Source organism: Xanthomonas sp. JL1 (assembly GCF_038405005.1).
Genome location: NZ_JBBYGR010000012.1, coordinates 24,857 through 40,566 on the forward strand (window position 1 = coordinate 24,857; position 15,710 = coordinate 40,566).

Genomic DNA, 15,710 nt, shown 5'->3' on the forward strand with positions numbered 1-15,710 from the left:
CGACGCCGGTCCCCACAGACCCGACCGCCGTAAACGAAACAGGGCGCACTGCGCCCTGTCGATGGCAACACCCTATTGTAGCTTGGGGCGGGCCTTCACGAATCAAGCGCGGCCCGCGCCTTCGTCAACCGCGCCCTTGACGTCCCACCGGCGTGGTTTCACCCAGGAATTTGCGCGGATTGACCACGCGCCCGTCCGCCCAGACCTCGAAATGCACGTGTGCGGCGGTAGAACGGCCGCTGGAGCCGGCACGCGCCACCTGCTGGCCGGCACGCACCAGATCGCCCACCTTCACCACCAGACGCGAGTTGTGCGCATAGCGGGTCACATAGCCATTGCCGTGATCCACTTCCACCACATTGCCGTAGCCGCCACGCACACCGGCGTAGCTGACCACGCCATCGGCAACCGACATCACCGGGTCGCCCACGTTGGCGTGGAAGTCCACACCCTTGTGGAAGGCCGAACCACCGTCGAACGGGTCGGCGCGACCGCCGAAGCCGGAGGTGATGTAGGTGTTGCGGATCGGCATCCGCGAAGGCACCGCGTTCTGCTCGAGCTGATGATCGAACATCAGCGAGGCCAGGACGTCCAGTTGCTGGCCGGAGGCGGAGAACTGCTGCTCCACTTGCCCGAGCGTCTCCTTCAGCTCTTTCACCGGCATGTCGCTGACCGGCTCATCGCCGCCACCGACGCCGACAGGCTCATCGAAGTCGAACTCGCCGTCCTTCAACTTGCCCATCTCGGTGAGGCGCTCGCCCAATGCATTGAGGCGGGTCGCCTGCGCCTGCAGCTCGCCCAGACGGGCGGCCAGCGCATTGACCTGCGCCTGTGAGGCGCGCTGCGCCTGGGCCAGCTCGGCCTGCTGTTGCGCAACCTTGGCCTGCAGCGCGGAATTGGTCACCATGCCGGTGGCGGTGCTTGCACCAACGCCGATCAGCATGCCCAGGCCCAGTACCGCACCAAGCACCACCATCGGCCGATCTGCTGCAACGTCCTGGAACTGCCGGGCCGCACGCTGCGCCCGGGTCTGCCGGGATTTGATGACAAATTTTTTCAACGCCATATGAGTGTCATGTCCAAGCCCAAGTCCAACGCACACACCCCTTCCACTCCACAACCGGCCATCGAGGCCGCGTTGGGGGAAAAGGCTGGCGACCCCTTGCGCCGAGCCTTGTGGCTCGATGCACTGGACCGGCAGTTGCGCTCCCTGTTACCACCTCATCTGGCCACCCGTTGCCGGTTAGCCAATGTCCGAGGCAAACAGCTCGTTTTTCTGGTGGATTCGCCGGTCTGGCATGCCAAGGTGCGACTTGCCGAAACCCAAATCCTGGATGCCGCCCGATCCATCGGACTGGAGGCCACCGCAGTGACCGTCAAGACCGCAACCGCGCCGCTGCATTCCCCAACGCAGCAGAACCGCGACCGTCCTAAACCCGTGTCAGAGGCGACGCACAAAGGTTTGCGCGACGCGTTGGCTTCCTTGCAGGACGTCTTACCGACGAAGCGGTAAGGTCTTCACCGCTCATCCAGAGCGGCCGCCAGTGCGTGAGAGCGTTGCGAAGAGCTCACACGGCCCGACGCATCCTAGCGGGCATGTCGGCCGCAGGAGTTAGGGAATTATTAGATAAATGTTAAGAATGAACAAAAAATACAACTTGATTCACACTTTCTGTGCCAACTAGGGCATTCCCTGACACTACGCGTAGACAGGGCTGGCGTAGGTGACCGGCGGCTGCTCGGTGCCTTCCGGGAAGCTCACCCATTCCCAGGCGGCCTGGTCGGCCAACAACGCACGCACCAGTTTGTTGTTGAGGGCGTGGCCGGATTTGAAGCCTTCGTAAGCACCCAGGATGGCGCCGCCAGCCAGATACAGATCGCCAATGGCGTCCAGAATCTTGTGCCGCACGAATTCGTTGGTGTAGCGCAGGCCGTCTTCGTTGAGCACACGGAACTCGTCCAGCACGATGGCGTTGTCCATTGAACCGCCCAGGCCCAGATTGCGCTCGCGCATGTACTCGAGGTCGCGCATGAAACCGAAGGTGCGCGCGCGCGAAATTTCCGTGACGTACGCCGACGTGGAGAAATCGATTTCCTGGCGCGACTGCTTGGCCGGGATCATCGGGTGATTGAATTCGATGGTGAAACCAAGCTTGTAGCCCTCGTAGGGCTCAAAGCGCGCCACCTTGTCGCCGTCGCGCACTTCCACGGTCTGCTTGATCCGGATGAAGCGCTTGGGCTTGCTCTGTTCGACGATACCTGCCGACTGCAGCAGGAACACGAACGGGCCGGACGAACCATCCATGATGGGCAACTCGGCCGAGGACAGTTCGACGATGACATTGTCCACACCCAAGCCCGCCAATGCGGACATCAGATGTTCGACGGTCTGGATCTTGGCACCGTTGCAGCTCAGGCCGGTGCACAACGTGGTTTCGGTGACCAGCTCGGCATCGGCGGGGACTTCGACGATCGGTTCCAGGTCCACACGTCGGAACACCACGCCATGATCGACCGGAGCCGGTCGTAGCGTCATATACACCTTGTCGCCGCTATGCAGGCCGACGCCGGTGGCGCGAATGGTGTTCTTGAGCGTGCGTTGCTGGGTCATATGCGAAGTCTGGCTGAACAATGCAGACAGACGCTGAATCGACTGCCTGGCCCGCTGAGATTATCAGTATTTTAACAAGTCGCGCGTGACGGAAACTGTCATCACCCGGTCACGCTGTTACAAAAGCTGCCGGATCGGCACCGATCCGGCAGAAATGACATGGCATGGCAATGCACCCCGAAGCGGACTCCGGGGCAAGACGGGCTGCGTCACCGTAGCGACGCGGCCGACGCTCCTTAGTCGGCCTGGCGGCGCAGGAACGCCGGAATATCCAGATAATCGTTGGGCAGGTCAGCCGCCGGCGCCGAGGAGCCGCCGCTGGTGTGGTTGCCGCTGCTGCTGCCAGCCGAGTCGCTGCTCGGACGACGCAGGCCCAGGCCCATGCTGCCGCCGACGGCCTTGGACACCGCGTCGCCGCTGTTGGTGTCGAAGTCGCCGAATTCCGGCTGCCCGGTGGTGGCATTGCGCACCAACTTGATCGGCGCACGCTGATCCGGACGCTGGGGCTGCCGCGCAACCGCACGGTTCAGGCCGGTGGCCACCACGGTCACGCGCACTTCGTCCTGCATGTCCGGGTCGAGCACGGTACCGACGACCACGGTGGCATCTTCCGAGGCGAAGGCTTCGATGGTGCGGCCGATCTCGTCGAACTCGGACATGGTGAAGTCCGGGCCGGCGGTGATGTTGACCAGGATGCCGTTGGCGCCGGCCAGGTTCACATCGTCCAGCAGCGGGTTCTGGATGGCGGCTTCGGCAGCGGCCTGCGCGCGATCGTCGCCGCGTGCCGAACCGGTGCCCATCATGGCCAGACCCATTTCCGACATCACGGTGCGCACGTCGGCGAAGTCGACGTTGATCAGGCCCGGACGCACGATCAGATCGGCGATGCCCTGCACCGCGCCCTGCAGCACGTCGTTGGCAGCGCGGAACGCCTGGATCATGGTGGCGTTGCGGCCCAGCACGGTGATCAGCTTTTCATTGGGGATGGTGATCAGCGAATCGCAATGCTGGCTCAACTCTTCGATGCCCTTCAGCGCCACCTGCATGCGGCGACGGCCTTCGAACGGAAACGGCTTGGTGACCACGGCCACGGTCAGGATGCCCATCTCCTTGGCCAGCTGTGCGACCACCGGTGCGGCGCCGGTGCCGGTCCCGCCACCCATGCCGGCGGTGATGAAGACCATGTCCGCACCCTGCAGCGCGTCCATGATGCGCTCGCGATCTTCCAGCGCGGCCTGGCGGCCGACTTCCGGATTGGCGCCTGCGCCCAGGCCCTTGGTGACGTTGGTGCCAAGCTGCAGCTGCAACTTGGCGCCGCAATTCTTGATCGCTTGCGAGTCGGTGTTGGCGGTGATGAATTCCACGCCATCGACGTTGGTGTTGACCATGTGCGCGACGGCATTGCCGCCGCCACCGCCCACGCCCACAACCTTGATGACTGCGTTGGGAGCCATTTTTTCAATCAGTTCGAAATGTGCCATGTCAGTGTCCTCTTGAGCCGGGAGTGAGAAGTGGGGAGAGGGGAGTCGCAAACGCGCTGGTCCCTGCCCTACTCCGCATCACGGCGAGTGTTGTTGTTTGAAAGTCGGGTCTCGGTTGCGTGGCCATTGATGCGCTGTTGCGCTCAACGACTCACCACACCTGCTCCTCGACGCAATGCCTGCAAAAAAATTTTACCGCCTACCTGCTCGCCGCTCTCTACTTCATCTTCGCAACCGCCGCCGCTTTGCCTTTCGCTCTTGCTCTTGCCAATCCCGAATTCAAACTCCCGAATCTCGGCCCGTCAGAATTCGCCGCGATACCAATTCTTCAATTTCTTGAACAAGCTTCCCGCGCGTCCGGTCGGGATCGACGGGCGACGCGGATGTTCGATCTGGCTGCCCATCAGCAACAGGCCGACGCCCGAGGCATGCACCGGGTTGCCGACGACTTCGCCCAAGCCCGTGACGTGCTGCGGAATGCCTACGCGCACCGGCATTTGCAGCATTTCCTCGGCCAGTTCCACCACGCCTTCCATCTTCGAGGCGCCGCCGGTGAGCACCATGCCGGCGCGCACCATTTCTTCGAAGCCGGAGCGGCGCAGTTCGGCCTGCACCATCTCGAAGATTTCTTCGTAACGGCCCTGCACCGCCTGCGCGAGTGCATGGCGGGGCATGCGGCGCGGCGGGCGATCGCCCACCGATGGCACCTGGATGCTCTCTTCGGCGGTGGCCAGCTGCGCCAGCGCACAGGCGTAGCGGACCTTGATCTGCTCGGCTTCCGGCGTGGGCGTGCGCAGCATGTGCGCGATGTCGTTGGTGACGTGGTCGCCGGCAATCGGCAAGGAAGCGGTATGGCAGATCGCGCCCTGCACGTACACCGCCAGATCGGTGGTGCCGGCGCCGATGTCCACCAGCACCACGCCGAGCTCGCGTTCGTCGGCGGTCAGCACTGCGACCGACGATGCCAGCGACGACAGCACCAGATCGTCGACATGCAGGCCGCACTTCTGCACGCACTTGGTGATGTTGGCGGCGGCCGACTGCGCGCACACCACCAGATGCGCTTGCACCTCCAGGCGCACGCCGGTCATGCCGACCGGGTTACGGATGCCTTCCTGCGAATCGTCCAGCACGTACTCGCGCGGGATCGCATGCAGGATGCGCTGATCGGCAGGAATGGCCACCGCCTTGGCGGCATCGAGCACACGCTCCAGATCGCTCCAGGTCACTTCGCCGTCGCGGATCGGCACGATGCCGGGCGAATTCTTGCACTGCACGTGGTTGCCGGAAATCGAGGCATACACCGAGCGGATCTCGCAGCCAGCCATCAGTTCGGCTTCCTCCACCGCACGCTGGATCGACTGCACGGTGGATTCGATGTCCACCACCACACCGCGCTTGAGACCGCGCGATTCATGCGAACCGATGCCGATCACTTCGATCGGATTGCCGGGCGAGTATTCGCCGACCAGCGCAACGACCTTGGAAGTGCCGATGTCCAGTCCAACGATGAGGGATTTGTCGCCTTTGCGATTCATGTCTTAAAGCCGGGAGTCGGGAGTCGGGAGTCGGGAGTCGTGAAACGCGGATGGACCAGGGCAACCCGAGAGGATGCCGCGCGATGCCGAGGCGTCGATTTTTCCAATCCCGAATCCCCACTCTCCACCGCCCGCCTTTCAACGGTAAATCCATTGGTGTAGCGAAGGTCGGCGCGGGAGATCGGGCGCTGCGGATCGGCCAGCTGCGGCAGCATGCGTGCGAAGCGCTGCAGACGGGCGCGCGCATCGTCGCGGCCGACCACGATCTGCACGCCATTGCTCAGACCCAGCGACCAGCTGCCGCGCGCGTCCATTTCAAGACGCTCCACATCCAGCCCGGTCGGTGCGAACAAGGCGCGCGATTCGTTGTATAGCGCCACCACATCCTGGGTTTTGCTGTCCGGCCCACCCAGCTGCGGCAACTTGAAATCCTTCAACAGCGGCGGGGTGCGAAACAGCCGGCCCTGCTCGGACAGCATGCGGTCGGTGCCCCAGCGCGCAAACGGCTTGTGCTCGGTCACGTGCACTTCCAGCACGTCCGGCCAGCGCTTGCGCACCTGCGCACTTTCCACCCACGGCAAGCGCGCGATGGCGTCCTGCGCCTGCTGCAGTTTCACCGCAAAAAAACCGGCACGCGCATACGGCAACACCACCGCACGCAACTCTTCGGCCGGCACGCGCTTGAAGTCGCCGGACACGCGCAACTTGGCCAACGGCCAACGCTCGGCACCGACCCAGCCATTGAGCACAGCCACCACCGGCAGCGCGACCAACGCCAGCGCGAGCAACCAGGCCAGGATGCGCAGGGTGGCGTTCATGGGCGCGCTCCGCACACGGGATTCGGCATTGGAGATTGGGGGTTGGTCACGGCAGCAGCCACAGCAAAGGCGCGCATGGCACCGCCGTTCACCAATCCCGAATGCCGAATCCCCAATCCCGTCATCACAGCGTCTGCTCCAGCACGCGCCAGACCAGTTCTTCGAAATCGATGCCGAGCTGGCGGGCGGCCTTGGGCACCAGCGAGTGGCTGGTCATGCCGGGAGCGGTGTTCACTTCGAGCAGATACAGCTGGCCGCTGCTGCCATCGCGCATCACGTCCACGCGGCCCCAGCCACGGCAGCCGGCAGCGCGGAACGCATCGAGCGCAAGTTGGCGGATCTGCGCTTCGGGCTCGCCTTCCAGGCCCGGGCACAGATACTGCGTGTCTTCGGCGATGTACTTGGCGTTGTAGTCGTACCACTGGCCCTTGGGCACGATGCGGATGGACGGCAACGCGGTGTCGCCGAGCACCGCAACGGTCAGTTCGTCGCCTTCGATCAACTGCTCCATCAACAGCGCACCGTCGTAGCGGGCAGCCAGGGTCACTGCGTCTTCGAGCTGTGCCTGGTCGAACACGCGGCTGACGCCAACGCTTGAGCCTTCATTGGCCGGCTTGACGATGACCGGTAAACCGAGCTGTTGTGCCGCGACATGAATGTCCGCGGCGCTGGCGCCAGCAGCCAACCGCGCGTAACGCGGTGTCGACAGGCCCAGCGACAGCCACACCTGTTTGGTACGGATCTTGTCCATGCTCAACGCCGAGCCAAGCACATCCGAGCCGGTATACGGCACGCCGAAAGCTTCCATCAGGCCCTGCACGATGCCGTCTTCGCCGCCGCCGTTATGGCCGTGCAGCACATTGAACACGCGATCAAACTGCTGCGCGACCAACGCCTTGGCCAGTGCCGCAATGCCATCGACCGGCTGCGCATCGACGCCGCGCGCACGCAGCGCTTCCAGCACATTGCTGCCGGAGTTCAAGGACACCTCGCGCTCGGACGAAGTGCCGCCGAGCAACACGGCGACGCGGCCAAAGATGGCCGGATCGCTGGTGCGGGCATTGGCGATGACCGCGCTCATGCCGGCTCTCCGACAAACCCGTTGTTGATGATGTGCTGTGCCACATAACCGATATCGCCGGCGCCCATCATCAACAGCAGGTCACCGTCTTGCAGCACGTCCGGCAACACTTCGGCAAGGCTGGCGATCTGGCCGACGACCACCGGTTCGCTGCGGCCGCGCGCACGGATGGCGCGCGCTAGTGCACGCGAATCGGCGCCCGGAATCGGCGCTTCGCCTGCCGGGTAGACCTCGCTCAACACCAATGCGTCGACCGTGCTGAGCACCGCGGCGAAGGCGTCGAACTGATCGCGGGTGCGGCTATAGCGGTGTGGCTGGAATGCGACGACCAGGCGCTTGTCCGGCCAGCCACCACGCGCCGCAGCGAACACGGCTTCGAGCTCGCGTGGATGGTGGCCGTAATCGTCGACCACGCGCACGCGCGCGCCGGTGCTGGTGGTGACTTCGCCCAGATCGTTGAAACGACGGCCGATGCCGGCGAAGTTTTCCAGCGCGCGTGCAATGGTGCCCGGAGCCACGCCGAGCTGCCAGCCGATTGCGGCAGCCGCCAGTGCATTGAGCACGTTGTGACGCCCCGGCAGCGCCAATGTCACTGGCGTGGTGGTGCCTTCCGGCAGACGCAGCGTGAAGCGCATGCGCGGACCGTCCTGCACCACATCTTCGGCGCGCACGTCGGCGTTTTCGCTCATGCCGTAGCTCATCACGTGGCGCGGCGTCCTGCCGGCCAGCGCAGCGACTTCCGGGTCGTCGATGCACAGCAGTGACAGGCCATAGAACGGCAGGCGCTGCAGGAATTCGGCGAATGCGGCCTGGATACGCGCGAAATCGTTGCCGTAATTTTCCAGGTGATCCGCATCGATGTTGGTGATGACGGCCATCAACGGATTCAGGCGCAGGAAGCTGCCATCGCTCTCGTCGGCCTCGGCGACCAGCCATTGGCCGCCACCGAGTTTTGCGTTGGCGCCTGCGGCCAGCAGCTGGCCGCCGATGACGAACGTCGGGTCCAACCCGCCTTCGCTCAGCACCGCTGCAGCCAGGCTGGTGGTGGTGGTCTTGCCATGCGTGCCGGCCACCGCGATGCCGCGGCGGAAGCGCATCAACTCGGCCAGCATCGCGGCACGCGGCATGATCGGAATGCGCTGGCTGCGCGCTTCCATCAGCTCGGGGTTGTCATCGCGAATGGCGCTGGAGACCACCACGCAATCGGTGCCCAACACATTGGCGGCCGAGTGGCCGCGCATCACGCGCGCACCCAGCTTGGCCAAGCGACGCGTGGCCACGTTATCCGAGTTATCCGAGCCGGAGACTTCATAGCCCAGCGTCAACATCACCTCGGCAATGCCGCTCATGCCGGTGCCGCCGATGCCGACGAAATGCACGCGCGGAAACGCGCGCACCAGATCGCCACTGTCCTGCAGACGGCGGATCAAGCTGCACCCCCTGCGAAGGTGCCGGGAGTGAGGATGGCCAGCCTGTGGCTGTCGAAGAGCGAGCGGCATTGGAGATTGGCAACGGCGGCGGTCGATCGCCCCGAAAATTGACCATCAACGGAGTTCTGCATGCTGTCCTGCTTGTGCTGTTGCTCTTTACCAATCCCGAATCCCGCTCGCTCTTCGACAGCCGGAGGCTGGCGATCCCCAGTCCCGGCCTCCTGAAGAATGATGTCGGCGATGCGCTCGGCGGCGTCCGGCTTGGCCAGGGTGCGTGCGGCGTTGGCCATCGACAGGCGACGGGCCGGGTCGGTGAGCAACGTCTGCAACACCTGCTGCAAGCGCACTGCCAGGCTGTCGTCCTGCTTGAGCAGCACGGCGGCGTCGGCCCCAACCAGATATTCGGCATTGCGGGTTTGATGGTCGTCCACGGCGGCGGCAAACGGCACCAGCACGCTGCCGACACCGGCGGCGCACAGCTCTGCAAGCGTGGAAGCCCCGGCACGGCACACCACCAGATCGGCCCACGCATAGGCCGCAGCCATGTCGGCGATAAAGGGTTCGACGCTGGCGTTGACGCTGGCCTGTGCATACGCCACCTCGGCTTCGGCGCGCAGCTTTTCGCCGCACTGATGGCGAACCTCGACATCCGGATGACCGAGTGCGGCCAGCGCTGTCGGCACCGCCTGATTCAACACGCGCGCGCCCTGGCTTCCGCCCAGCACCAAGACGCATACCGGGCCGGTGCGACCGACCAAACGGTCAGCCGGCGCAGGCAGTGCAGCGATTTCTGCACGCACTGGGTTGCCTACCGCTTCTTCGCCAGCAAAGCTGCCCGGAAAGCCGGTCAGCACGCGGCGCGCGAAACGCGACAACACCTTGTTTGTCATGCCAGGTGCGCGATTCTGTTCGTGCACCAGCAACGGCGCACCGAGCAAGCGCGCAGCCAGCCCGCCCGGACCGGCAGCAAAGCCGCCAAAACTGATCACCGCACGCGGCTGGCGCTTGCGCAGCACAAAGCCTGCGGCGCGCACTGCGCGCATTACCCGCAGCGGCGCGCCGAGCAACTTCACCATGCCTTTGCCGCGCAGGCCGGTGATGGCCAGCGTATCGATCGGAATGTCGTGCTGCGGCACCAGGCGGGTTTCCATCGCGCCATCGGCACCCAGCCAGGTCACCGGCACGCCGCGCGCGCTCAGCACCTTGGCCACGGCCAGTCCCGGGAAAATATGCCCACCGGTGCCGCCGGCCAGAATCATCACCGGCTGAATCCGCGCAGATGGATGTGCGGGCGTTTGCGAGAGATGCGCATAAACGCTCACGCAATCCTCCCAAACGTCGGTTCCACACGCGGTTGCATGCGGCTGGTGCCGCGCAGGATGGCAGATGCCGGTGCTACATGGGCGGCAACCGGGGCGGCGGCAGGTGCGGGCGCAGCGGCAGTGTCGCGTTGCGGCTTGCGCGCAGGCGCGTAGGCCGGCGGTACCGCATCGACCACCGGCTCGGCTGGCTCACCTGGCGAGATGGCCGCGCCCTGCGGAGACAACTTGCTGCGCAGGCGCTCGGCGCGATCGGCCTCGTAGGACACCCGCAGCAGCACACCCATCGCAAGACAGGTCATCAGCACCGATGAACCGCCTGACGAAATCAGCGGCAGGGTCAGCCCCTTGGTCGGCAGGATGCCCAGGTTGACGCCGATCGACACGAAGCTCTGCATTGCGATCCACAGGCCGATGCCGAAGGCGATGTAGCCGGAGAAATGCCGCTTCATTTCCACGCAGCGCATGCCCAGCCAGAAGGCGCGACCGACCAGCAGCGCGTACAACCCGATCACCCCGCACACACCCACAAAGCCCAGTTCCTCGGCGATCACCGAGAAGATGAAGTCGGTGTGCGATTCGGGCAGATAGTTGAGCTTCTGTACCGAGGCGCCCAGGCCTACGCCGGTCCACTGACCGCGACCGATGGCCATCAGGGCGTTGGACAGCTGGTAGCCCGAGCCCAACTGATCCACCCACGGGTCCATGAAGGAGGTCACGCGCCGCATGCGGTACGGCTCGAAGATCACCAATGCCACCAATGCCGGCAGCAACAGCAGGATCGGCAGGATGATGCGCCCGATCGGCGCACCGCCCAGCACAAGCATGCAGGCGGTCACGCTCAGCAGCAGCATCGAGGAGCCGAAGTCCGGCTGCAGCAGCAACAGGCCGACCAAGAGGCCGACCACGAACACCGGTTTGAGCATCGCCTGCCAGGTCGCGTTGACCTCGTCGCGGAAACGCACCAGATAGCTCGCAAGCCAGATGATGTAGAACACTTTCACCGATTCGACCACCTGAAACCGCGACACGCCCAGGTTGATCCAGCGCTTGGCGCCATTGACGGTGCTGCCCAGGCCAGGCACGAACACCACGACGAGCAGCACAAAGCAGGCCAGCAACAGCATCTGGTTATGCTGTTCGATGGTCTTGAGCTCGGTGCGCATTGCCCAGAACGCCAGCGCGATGCCGCCCCCCAGGAACAGCAAGTGGCGGGTCAGGTAGTAGAACGGGCTGGCTTCCAGCTCGATCGAGCTGGACGCCACCATCACCACGCCCAGCGAGGCGAGCGTGACCGCGGCCCCGAGCAGCCACGGATCGTAGCGGCCGCCGATGGCGTCCAGTCGTGTGGCCTGGCGGGACATGTCGTTCATCAGCGCACCTTCAACGTGGCAAGGCCGATCAGCACCAGCACCACCGAAATGATCCAGAAACGCACGATCACGCGCGGCTCCGGCCAACCCTTGAGTTCGAAATGGTGGTGGATCGGCGCCATGCGGAACACGCGCTTGCCGGTCAGCTTGAAGCTGGCCACCTGGATGATCACCGACAGCGTTTCGATCACGAACACGCCGCCCATGATCACCAGCACCATTTCCTGACGCACGATCACCGCGATGGTGCCGAGCACCGCGCCCAGCGACAGCGCGCCGATGTCGCCCATGAACACCATTGCAGGGTAGGTGTTGAACCAGAGAAAGCCCAACCCTGCCCCGGCGATCGCCGAGCAGATGATGATCAGCTCGCCAGCGCCGGGAATCAGCGGGATTTTCAGGTATTCGGCAAACACCACGTTGCCCGACGCATACGCGAACACCCCCAGCGCGCAGGCCACCAGCACGGTCGGCATGATGGCCAAACCATCCAGGCCGTCGGTGAGGTTCACTGCATTGGAGAAACCCACGATCCAGAAGTAGGCGATCACCACGAAGCTCACGCCGGCCAGCGGCAGCGCGATGGACTTGAACATCGGGATGTAAAACGTGATCGCCGCCGGGACGTCGGCGGTGTAGTACAGGAACAAGCCGGCCGCCAGGCCGAAGATCGACTGCAGCAGATACTTCCAGCGCGATTTCAACCCATTCGGGTCGCGACGCACGATCTTGATCCAGTCGTCGTACCAGCCGATCGCACCGAAGCAGATCATCACCGCCAGCACCAACCACACATAGCGATTACGCAGGTCGCCCCACAGCAGCACCGACAAGGTGACGGTGAGCAGGATCAGCGAGCCGCCCATGGTCGGCGTGCCGGCCTTGGAAAAATGCGTCTGCGGGCCGTCCTGGCGGATCGGCTGGCCGCCCTTGAACTGGGCGAGCTTGCGGATCACCGCAGGGCCCATCCACAACGACAGGAACAGCGCGGTCAACGCAGCCAAAATGCCGCGGAAGGTCAAATAGTTGAACAGCCCGAACAGGCTCTCCAGTTGCTGCAGCCAACGGGCCAGCTCAAGCAGCATGGGATGCGCCCTCCGCTGATGCGAGCAGCGCGGTGACGACGCGGTCCATCGCGCTGCCGCGCGAACCCTTCACCAGGATCGTGATGGAGGCGGCACCTGAAAGAGCGGCCGTGGACGGCGATTTCTGTTGGTGAATCACTGCATGTTCCTGCGTATTTCCCGATGCGTGTTGCTGTGTGCGTGTTTCCCGGCTGGCGGTATCGACCAGATCTGCCTGCAAGGCGTCGATCAACTCGCCGTGTGTGGCGAACACGCGGCCGCCGTCGCCAAATGCCTGCGCCGCGGCGGCGCTGAGCTCGCCCAGCGCGTACAGCCGCTGCAGCTTGGCCGCGCGTGCGCGACGTCCGGCAGCGGCATGCAATGCGAGGCCTTCGGCGCCGAGTTCGCGCATGTCGCCGAGCACCAGCCAGCCTTCGCCGGGTGCGGCGGCCAACGCATCGATGGCCGCATCCAGCGAGCCAGGGTTGGCGTTGTAGCTGTCGTCGATCAGCACCGCGCCACTCGGCAAGGTCTGCGCGATTTGCCGACCGGCCACCGGATGCGCCTGCGCCAGACCGGCCGCGATCACCGGCAAGGCGATGCCGGCACCAAGTGCCAGACCGGTTGCCGCCAAGGCGTTGAGCACGTTGTGGCGGCCCGGCAACGGCAGTGCAACCTGCGCTTCGCCCTGCGGGGTCACCAAGGTGAACTGCGCAGCGCCAGCCTGCAGTTGCAGCTCACGCGCCGTGATATCGGCACCGATCTGCAAGCCGTAGCGCACGATGCAACGTCCCTGCACCGGCTGCGCCTGCAACTGCTGCTCGAACCACATGCCAAAAGCGTCATCGGCATTGATCACGGCCACGCCATCGGCGGGCAGCGCGGCGTAGATGGCGCCCTTGGTCTGTGCAATGCCGAGCAAGCTGCCCAGGCGTTCCAGATGGGCGGGCGCGATGTTGTTGACCAGCGCGACATGCGGCTGCGCGATATCGGTCAGATAGGCAATATCGCCCGGCTTGCCTGCACCCATTTCGTAGATCGCAAAGTCCGCATCGTCAGGCGCGGCAATCACGGCCAGCGGCAAACCGATCTCGTTGTTGCGGTTGCCCGGCGTGGCGTACACGGTCGTGCCCTCCACGCGCCCGGCTTCCTGCAGGATCGACAGCAGCAGCGCCTTGACGCTGGTCTTGCCGTTGGAACCGGTCAACGCGAGCACGCGCGTGACGCGGTCGCGCTGCATACTGGCAGCAATCCGCGCCAGTGCCAGCTCGGTATCTTTCACCACCACCTGCGGTACGCTCAGCGCCGGCAGCAGGCGCTCCACCAGCAATCCGCTGGCCCCACGCGCGACGGCGTCGGCGGCAAAGTCATGTCCATCGAAACGCTCGCCGCGCAGCGCGCTATACAGGCTGCCATTGGCGAGCGTGCGGGTGTCGTTGCCGACCGCATCGATCATGGCGTCGTCGCCATGCAGTTCGCCGCCGGCCCAATGCGCAATCAATGACAGTGGGGTGAGCTTCATGGGCGCACTCCCAACACGGTGCGCGGCAGCAGCACCTGCGCCGCCACGATGGCGTCGTCGAAGGCATGCCGCACGCCGGCAACTTCTTGGTATGGCTCGTGTCCCTTGCCGGCGATCAACACGATGTCGGACGCGCTGGCCATGGCGATGGCCTGATGGATCGCTGCGGCGCGGTCGCGCTGTACGATGGCGGCATCCGGGCGCGCGAAGCCGCGCAGGATATCGGCCACAATCGCATCGCCATCTTCGCCACGCGGGTTGTCGTCGGTGACGATTGCCACATCGGCGTTGAGTTCTGCAATCGCCGCCATCTGCGGGCGTTTGCCGGTGTCACGTTCACCACCGCAGCCGAACACGCAGATCAGCCGGTCCTGCGCATGCGAACGCAGGCTGCTCAATGCCTGTTCCAGCGCATCCGGGGTGTGTGCGTAATCGACCACCACCAATGGTGCGCCATGTGCGCCACCGAGACGGTTCATGCGGCCATGGATCGGCTGCAACTGACCGAGCACGGTGGCGATCTGCGCGGGTGCGATGTCCAGCGCCCACAACGCGCCGGCCACGGCCAGCAGGTTGTCCACGTTGAAGCGGCCCAGCAACGGCGAATGCACCGGATGCACTTCGCCCTGGATATTCAGGGCGAAGTTGATGCCGTTGTGGTCCAGCTGCAATGCCTGCGCGCTCACGCTGGCATCGGCATGTGCGCGCGAGCTCACGCCGATCGCGCGCAGCACGGGATCGCGCGAAGCGAACAGCGTGCGGCCGAAGCCATCGTCCAGATTCACCACGGCGGCTTTCAAGCCAGGGCGGGTGAACAGCTTGGCCTTCGCGGCGCCGTATTGCGCCATCTCGCCGTGGTAATCGAGATGATCGCGGGTGAGATTGGTGAACACCGCGACGTCGAAATGCACCGCATCCACGCGGCCCTGATCGAGCGCGTGCGAGCTGACCTCCATTGCCACCGCCTGCGCGCCCTCATCGCGCAACTGCGCCAGCAACGCATGCGTGGGCAGCACCAGCGGCGTGGTGAAACCGGTCGACACGGCCGCACCATACAGACCGACGCCAAGGGTGCCGAGCGTGCCGGTGGGCGTACCGAGCAGCGTCAGCGCCTGCGCCAGCAACTGTACGGTGGAGGTCTTGCCATTGGTGCCAGTGACGCCGACCATGCGCATTGCATGCGACGGCCGGCCATGAAATTGATCGGCCATCACGCCAAGGCGCGCGCGCAAACCGGGCACGGCAATCGCATCGACGGGGACCGGCAGACCGTCCGGAGCCGGCGGCTCGAACAACACCGCTGTTGCGCCATTGGCGCGCGCTTGTTCGACAAAGCCCAGGCCATGCGCACCGAAGCCGGCGATCGCCACGAACGCATCGCCCGGAGCAACGGTACGGCTATCCATCACCAGACCGGAGACCTGCACGTCGTGCGGCAGCGCCACGTCCGGCAGCAACTGCGAAAGCGCCATG

The 15,710-nt window shown here is 64.8% G+C and carries 11 protein-coding genes and 2 pseudogenes; 1 reads left to right on the forward strand and 12 read right to left on the reverse strand.

The window, feature by feature from the left end; all coding sequences use genetic code 11:
- Nucleotides 1-124: 124 nt before the first annotated feature.
- Nucleotides 125-1,066: a M23 family metallopeptidase gene (locus tag WJW29_RS02960; RefSeq protein ID WP_011409372.1), complete on the reverse strand. Its 942-nt coding sequence runs from the start codon at nt 1,064-1,066 to the stop codon at nt 125-127.
- Between WJW29_RS02960 and WJW29_RS02965 the strand changes: the two genes are divergently transcribed.
- On the forward strand, nt 1,067-1,513 hold the full coding sequence (locus WJW29_RS02965; protein WP_011260224.1) for a DUF721 domain-containing protein: 447 nt from the start codon (nt 1,067-1,069) through the stop codon (nt 1,511-1,513).
- 186 nt (nt 1,514-1,699) lie between these two features.
- Here WJW29_RS02965 and lpxC read toward each other — a convergent pair whose 3' ends face one another.
- The 11 genes and pseudogenes from lpxC to WJW29_RS03020 form a co-directional block, all read right to left on the reverse strand.
- Nucleotides 1,700-2,611, reverse strand: coding sequence for a UDP-3-O-acyl-N-acetylglucosamine deacetylase (gene lpxC, locus WJW29_RS02970; RefSeq protein WP_011260225.1), 912 nt, complete (start codon nt 2,609-2,611; stop codon nt 1,700-1,702).
- Between the two features lie 236 nt (nt 2,612-2,847).
- Nucleotides 2,848-4,092 (reverse strand): cell division protein FtsZ, encoded by a 1,245-nt coding sequence (gene ftsZ, locus WJW29_RS02975; protein WP_011260226.1) that lies wholly within the window; start codon nt 4,090-4,092, stop codon nt 2,848-2,850.
- A 302-nt stretch (nt 4,093-4,394) separates the two neighbouring features.
- Nucleotides 4,395-5,630, reverse strand: coding sequence for a cell division protein FtsA (gene ftsA, locus WJW29_RS02980; RefSeq protein ID WP_011260227.1), 1,236 nt, complete (start codon nt 5,628-5,630; stop codon nt 4,395-4,397).
- A 98-nt stretch (nt 5,631-5,728) separates the two neighbouring features.
- A pseudogene (locus WJW29_RS02985) lies at nt 5,729-6,448 on the reverse strand (cell division protein FtsQ/DivIB); the annotation flags it as partial.
- Nucleotides 6,449-6,572: 124 nt separating this feature from the next.
- Nucleotides 6,573-7,529 carry a D-alanine--D-alanine ligase gene (locus tag WJW29_RS02990; protein ID WP_011409374.1) on the reverse strand — a complete coding sequence of 319 codons (957 nt, stop codon included), beginning with the start codon at nt 7,527-7,529 and terminating at the stop codon, nt 6,573-6,575.
- On the reverse strand, nt 7,526-8,959 hold the full coding sequence (gene murC / locus WJW29_RS02995) for a UDP-N-acetylmuramate--L-alanine ligase (RefSeq protein WP_011409375.1): 1,434 nt from the start codon (nt 8,957-8,959) through the stop codon (nt 7,526-7,528). The genes WJW29_RS02990 and murC overlap by 4 nt, the downstream gene beginning before the upstream one ends.
- 203 nt (nt 8,960-9,162) lie before the next feature.
- A pseudogene (gene murG / locus WJW29_RS03000) lies at nt 9,163-10,281 on the reverse strand (undecaprenyldiphospho-muramoylpentapeptide beta-N-acetylglucosaminyltransferase); the annotation flags it as partial.
- The gene (gene ftsW / locus WJW29_RS03005) at nt 10,278-11,651 is read right to left on the reverse strand and encodes a putative lipid II flippase FtsW (RefSeq protein WP_011409377.1); all 1,374 of its coding nucleotides are present in this window, start codon (nt 11,649-11,651) and stop codon (nt 10,278-10,280) included. The gene ftsW and the pseudogene murG, both read right to left, overlap by 4 nt.
- Nucleotides 11,651-12,736, reverse strand: a complete 1,086-nt coding sequence (mraY, locus tag WJW29_RS03010) for a phospho-N-acetylmuramoyl-pentapeptide-transferase (protein WP_012444187.1) — start codon at nt 12,734-12,736, stop codon at nt 11,651-11,653. The genes ftsW and mraY overlap by 1 nt, the downstream gene beginning before the upstream one ends.
- Nucleotides 12,726-14,237, reverse strand: a complete 1,512-nt coding sequence (murF, locus tag WJW29_RS03015; protein WP_011409378.1) for a UDP-N-acetylmuramoyl-tripeptide--D-alanyl-D-alanine ligase — start codon at nt 14,235-14,237, stop codon at nt 12,726-12,728. The genes mraY and murF overlap by 11 nt, the downstream gene beginning before the upstream one ends.
- On the reverse strand, nt 14,234-15,709 hold the full coding sequence (locus WJW29_RS03020; protein WP_080493528.1) for a UDP-N-acetylmuramoyl-L-alanyl-D-glutamate--2,6-diaminopimelate ligase: 1,476 nt from the start codon (nt 15,707-15,709) through the stop codon (nt 14,234-14,236). The genes murF and WJW29_RS03020 overlap by 4 nt, the downstream gene beginning before the upstream one ends.
- Nucleotide 15,710: the final 1 nt, after the last annotated feature.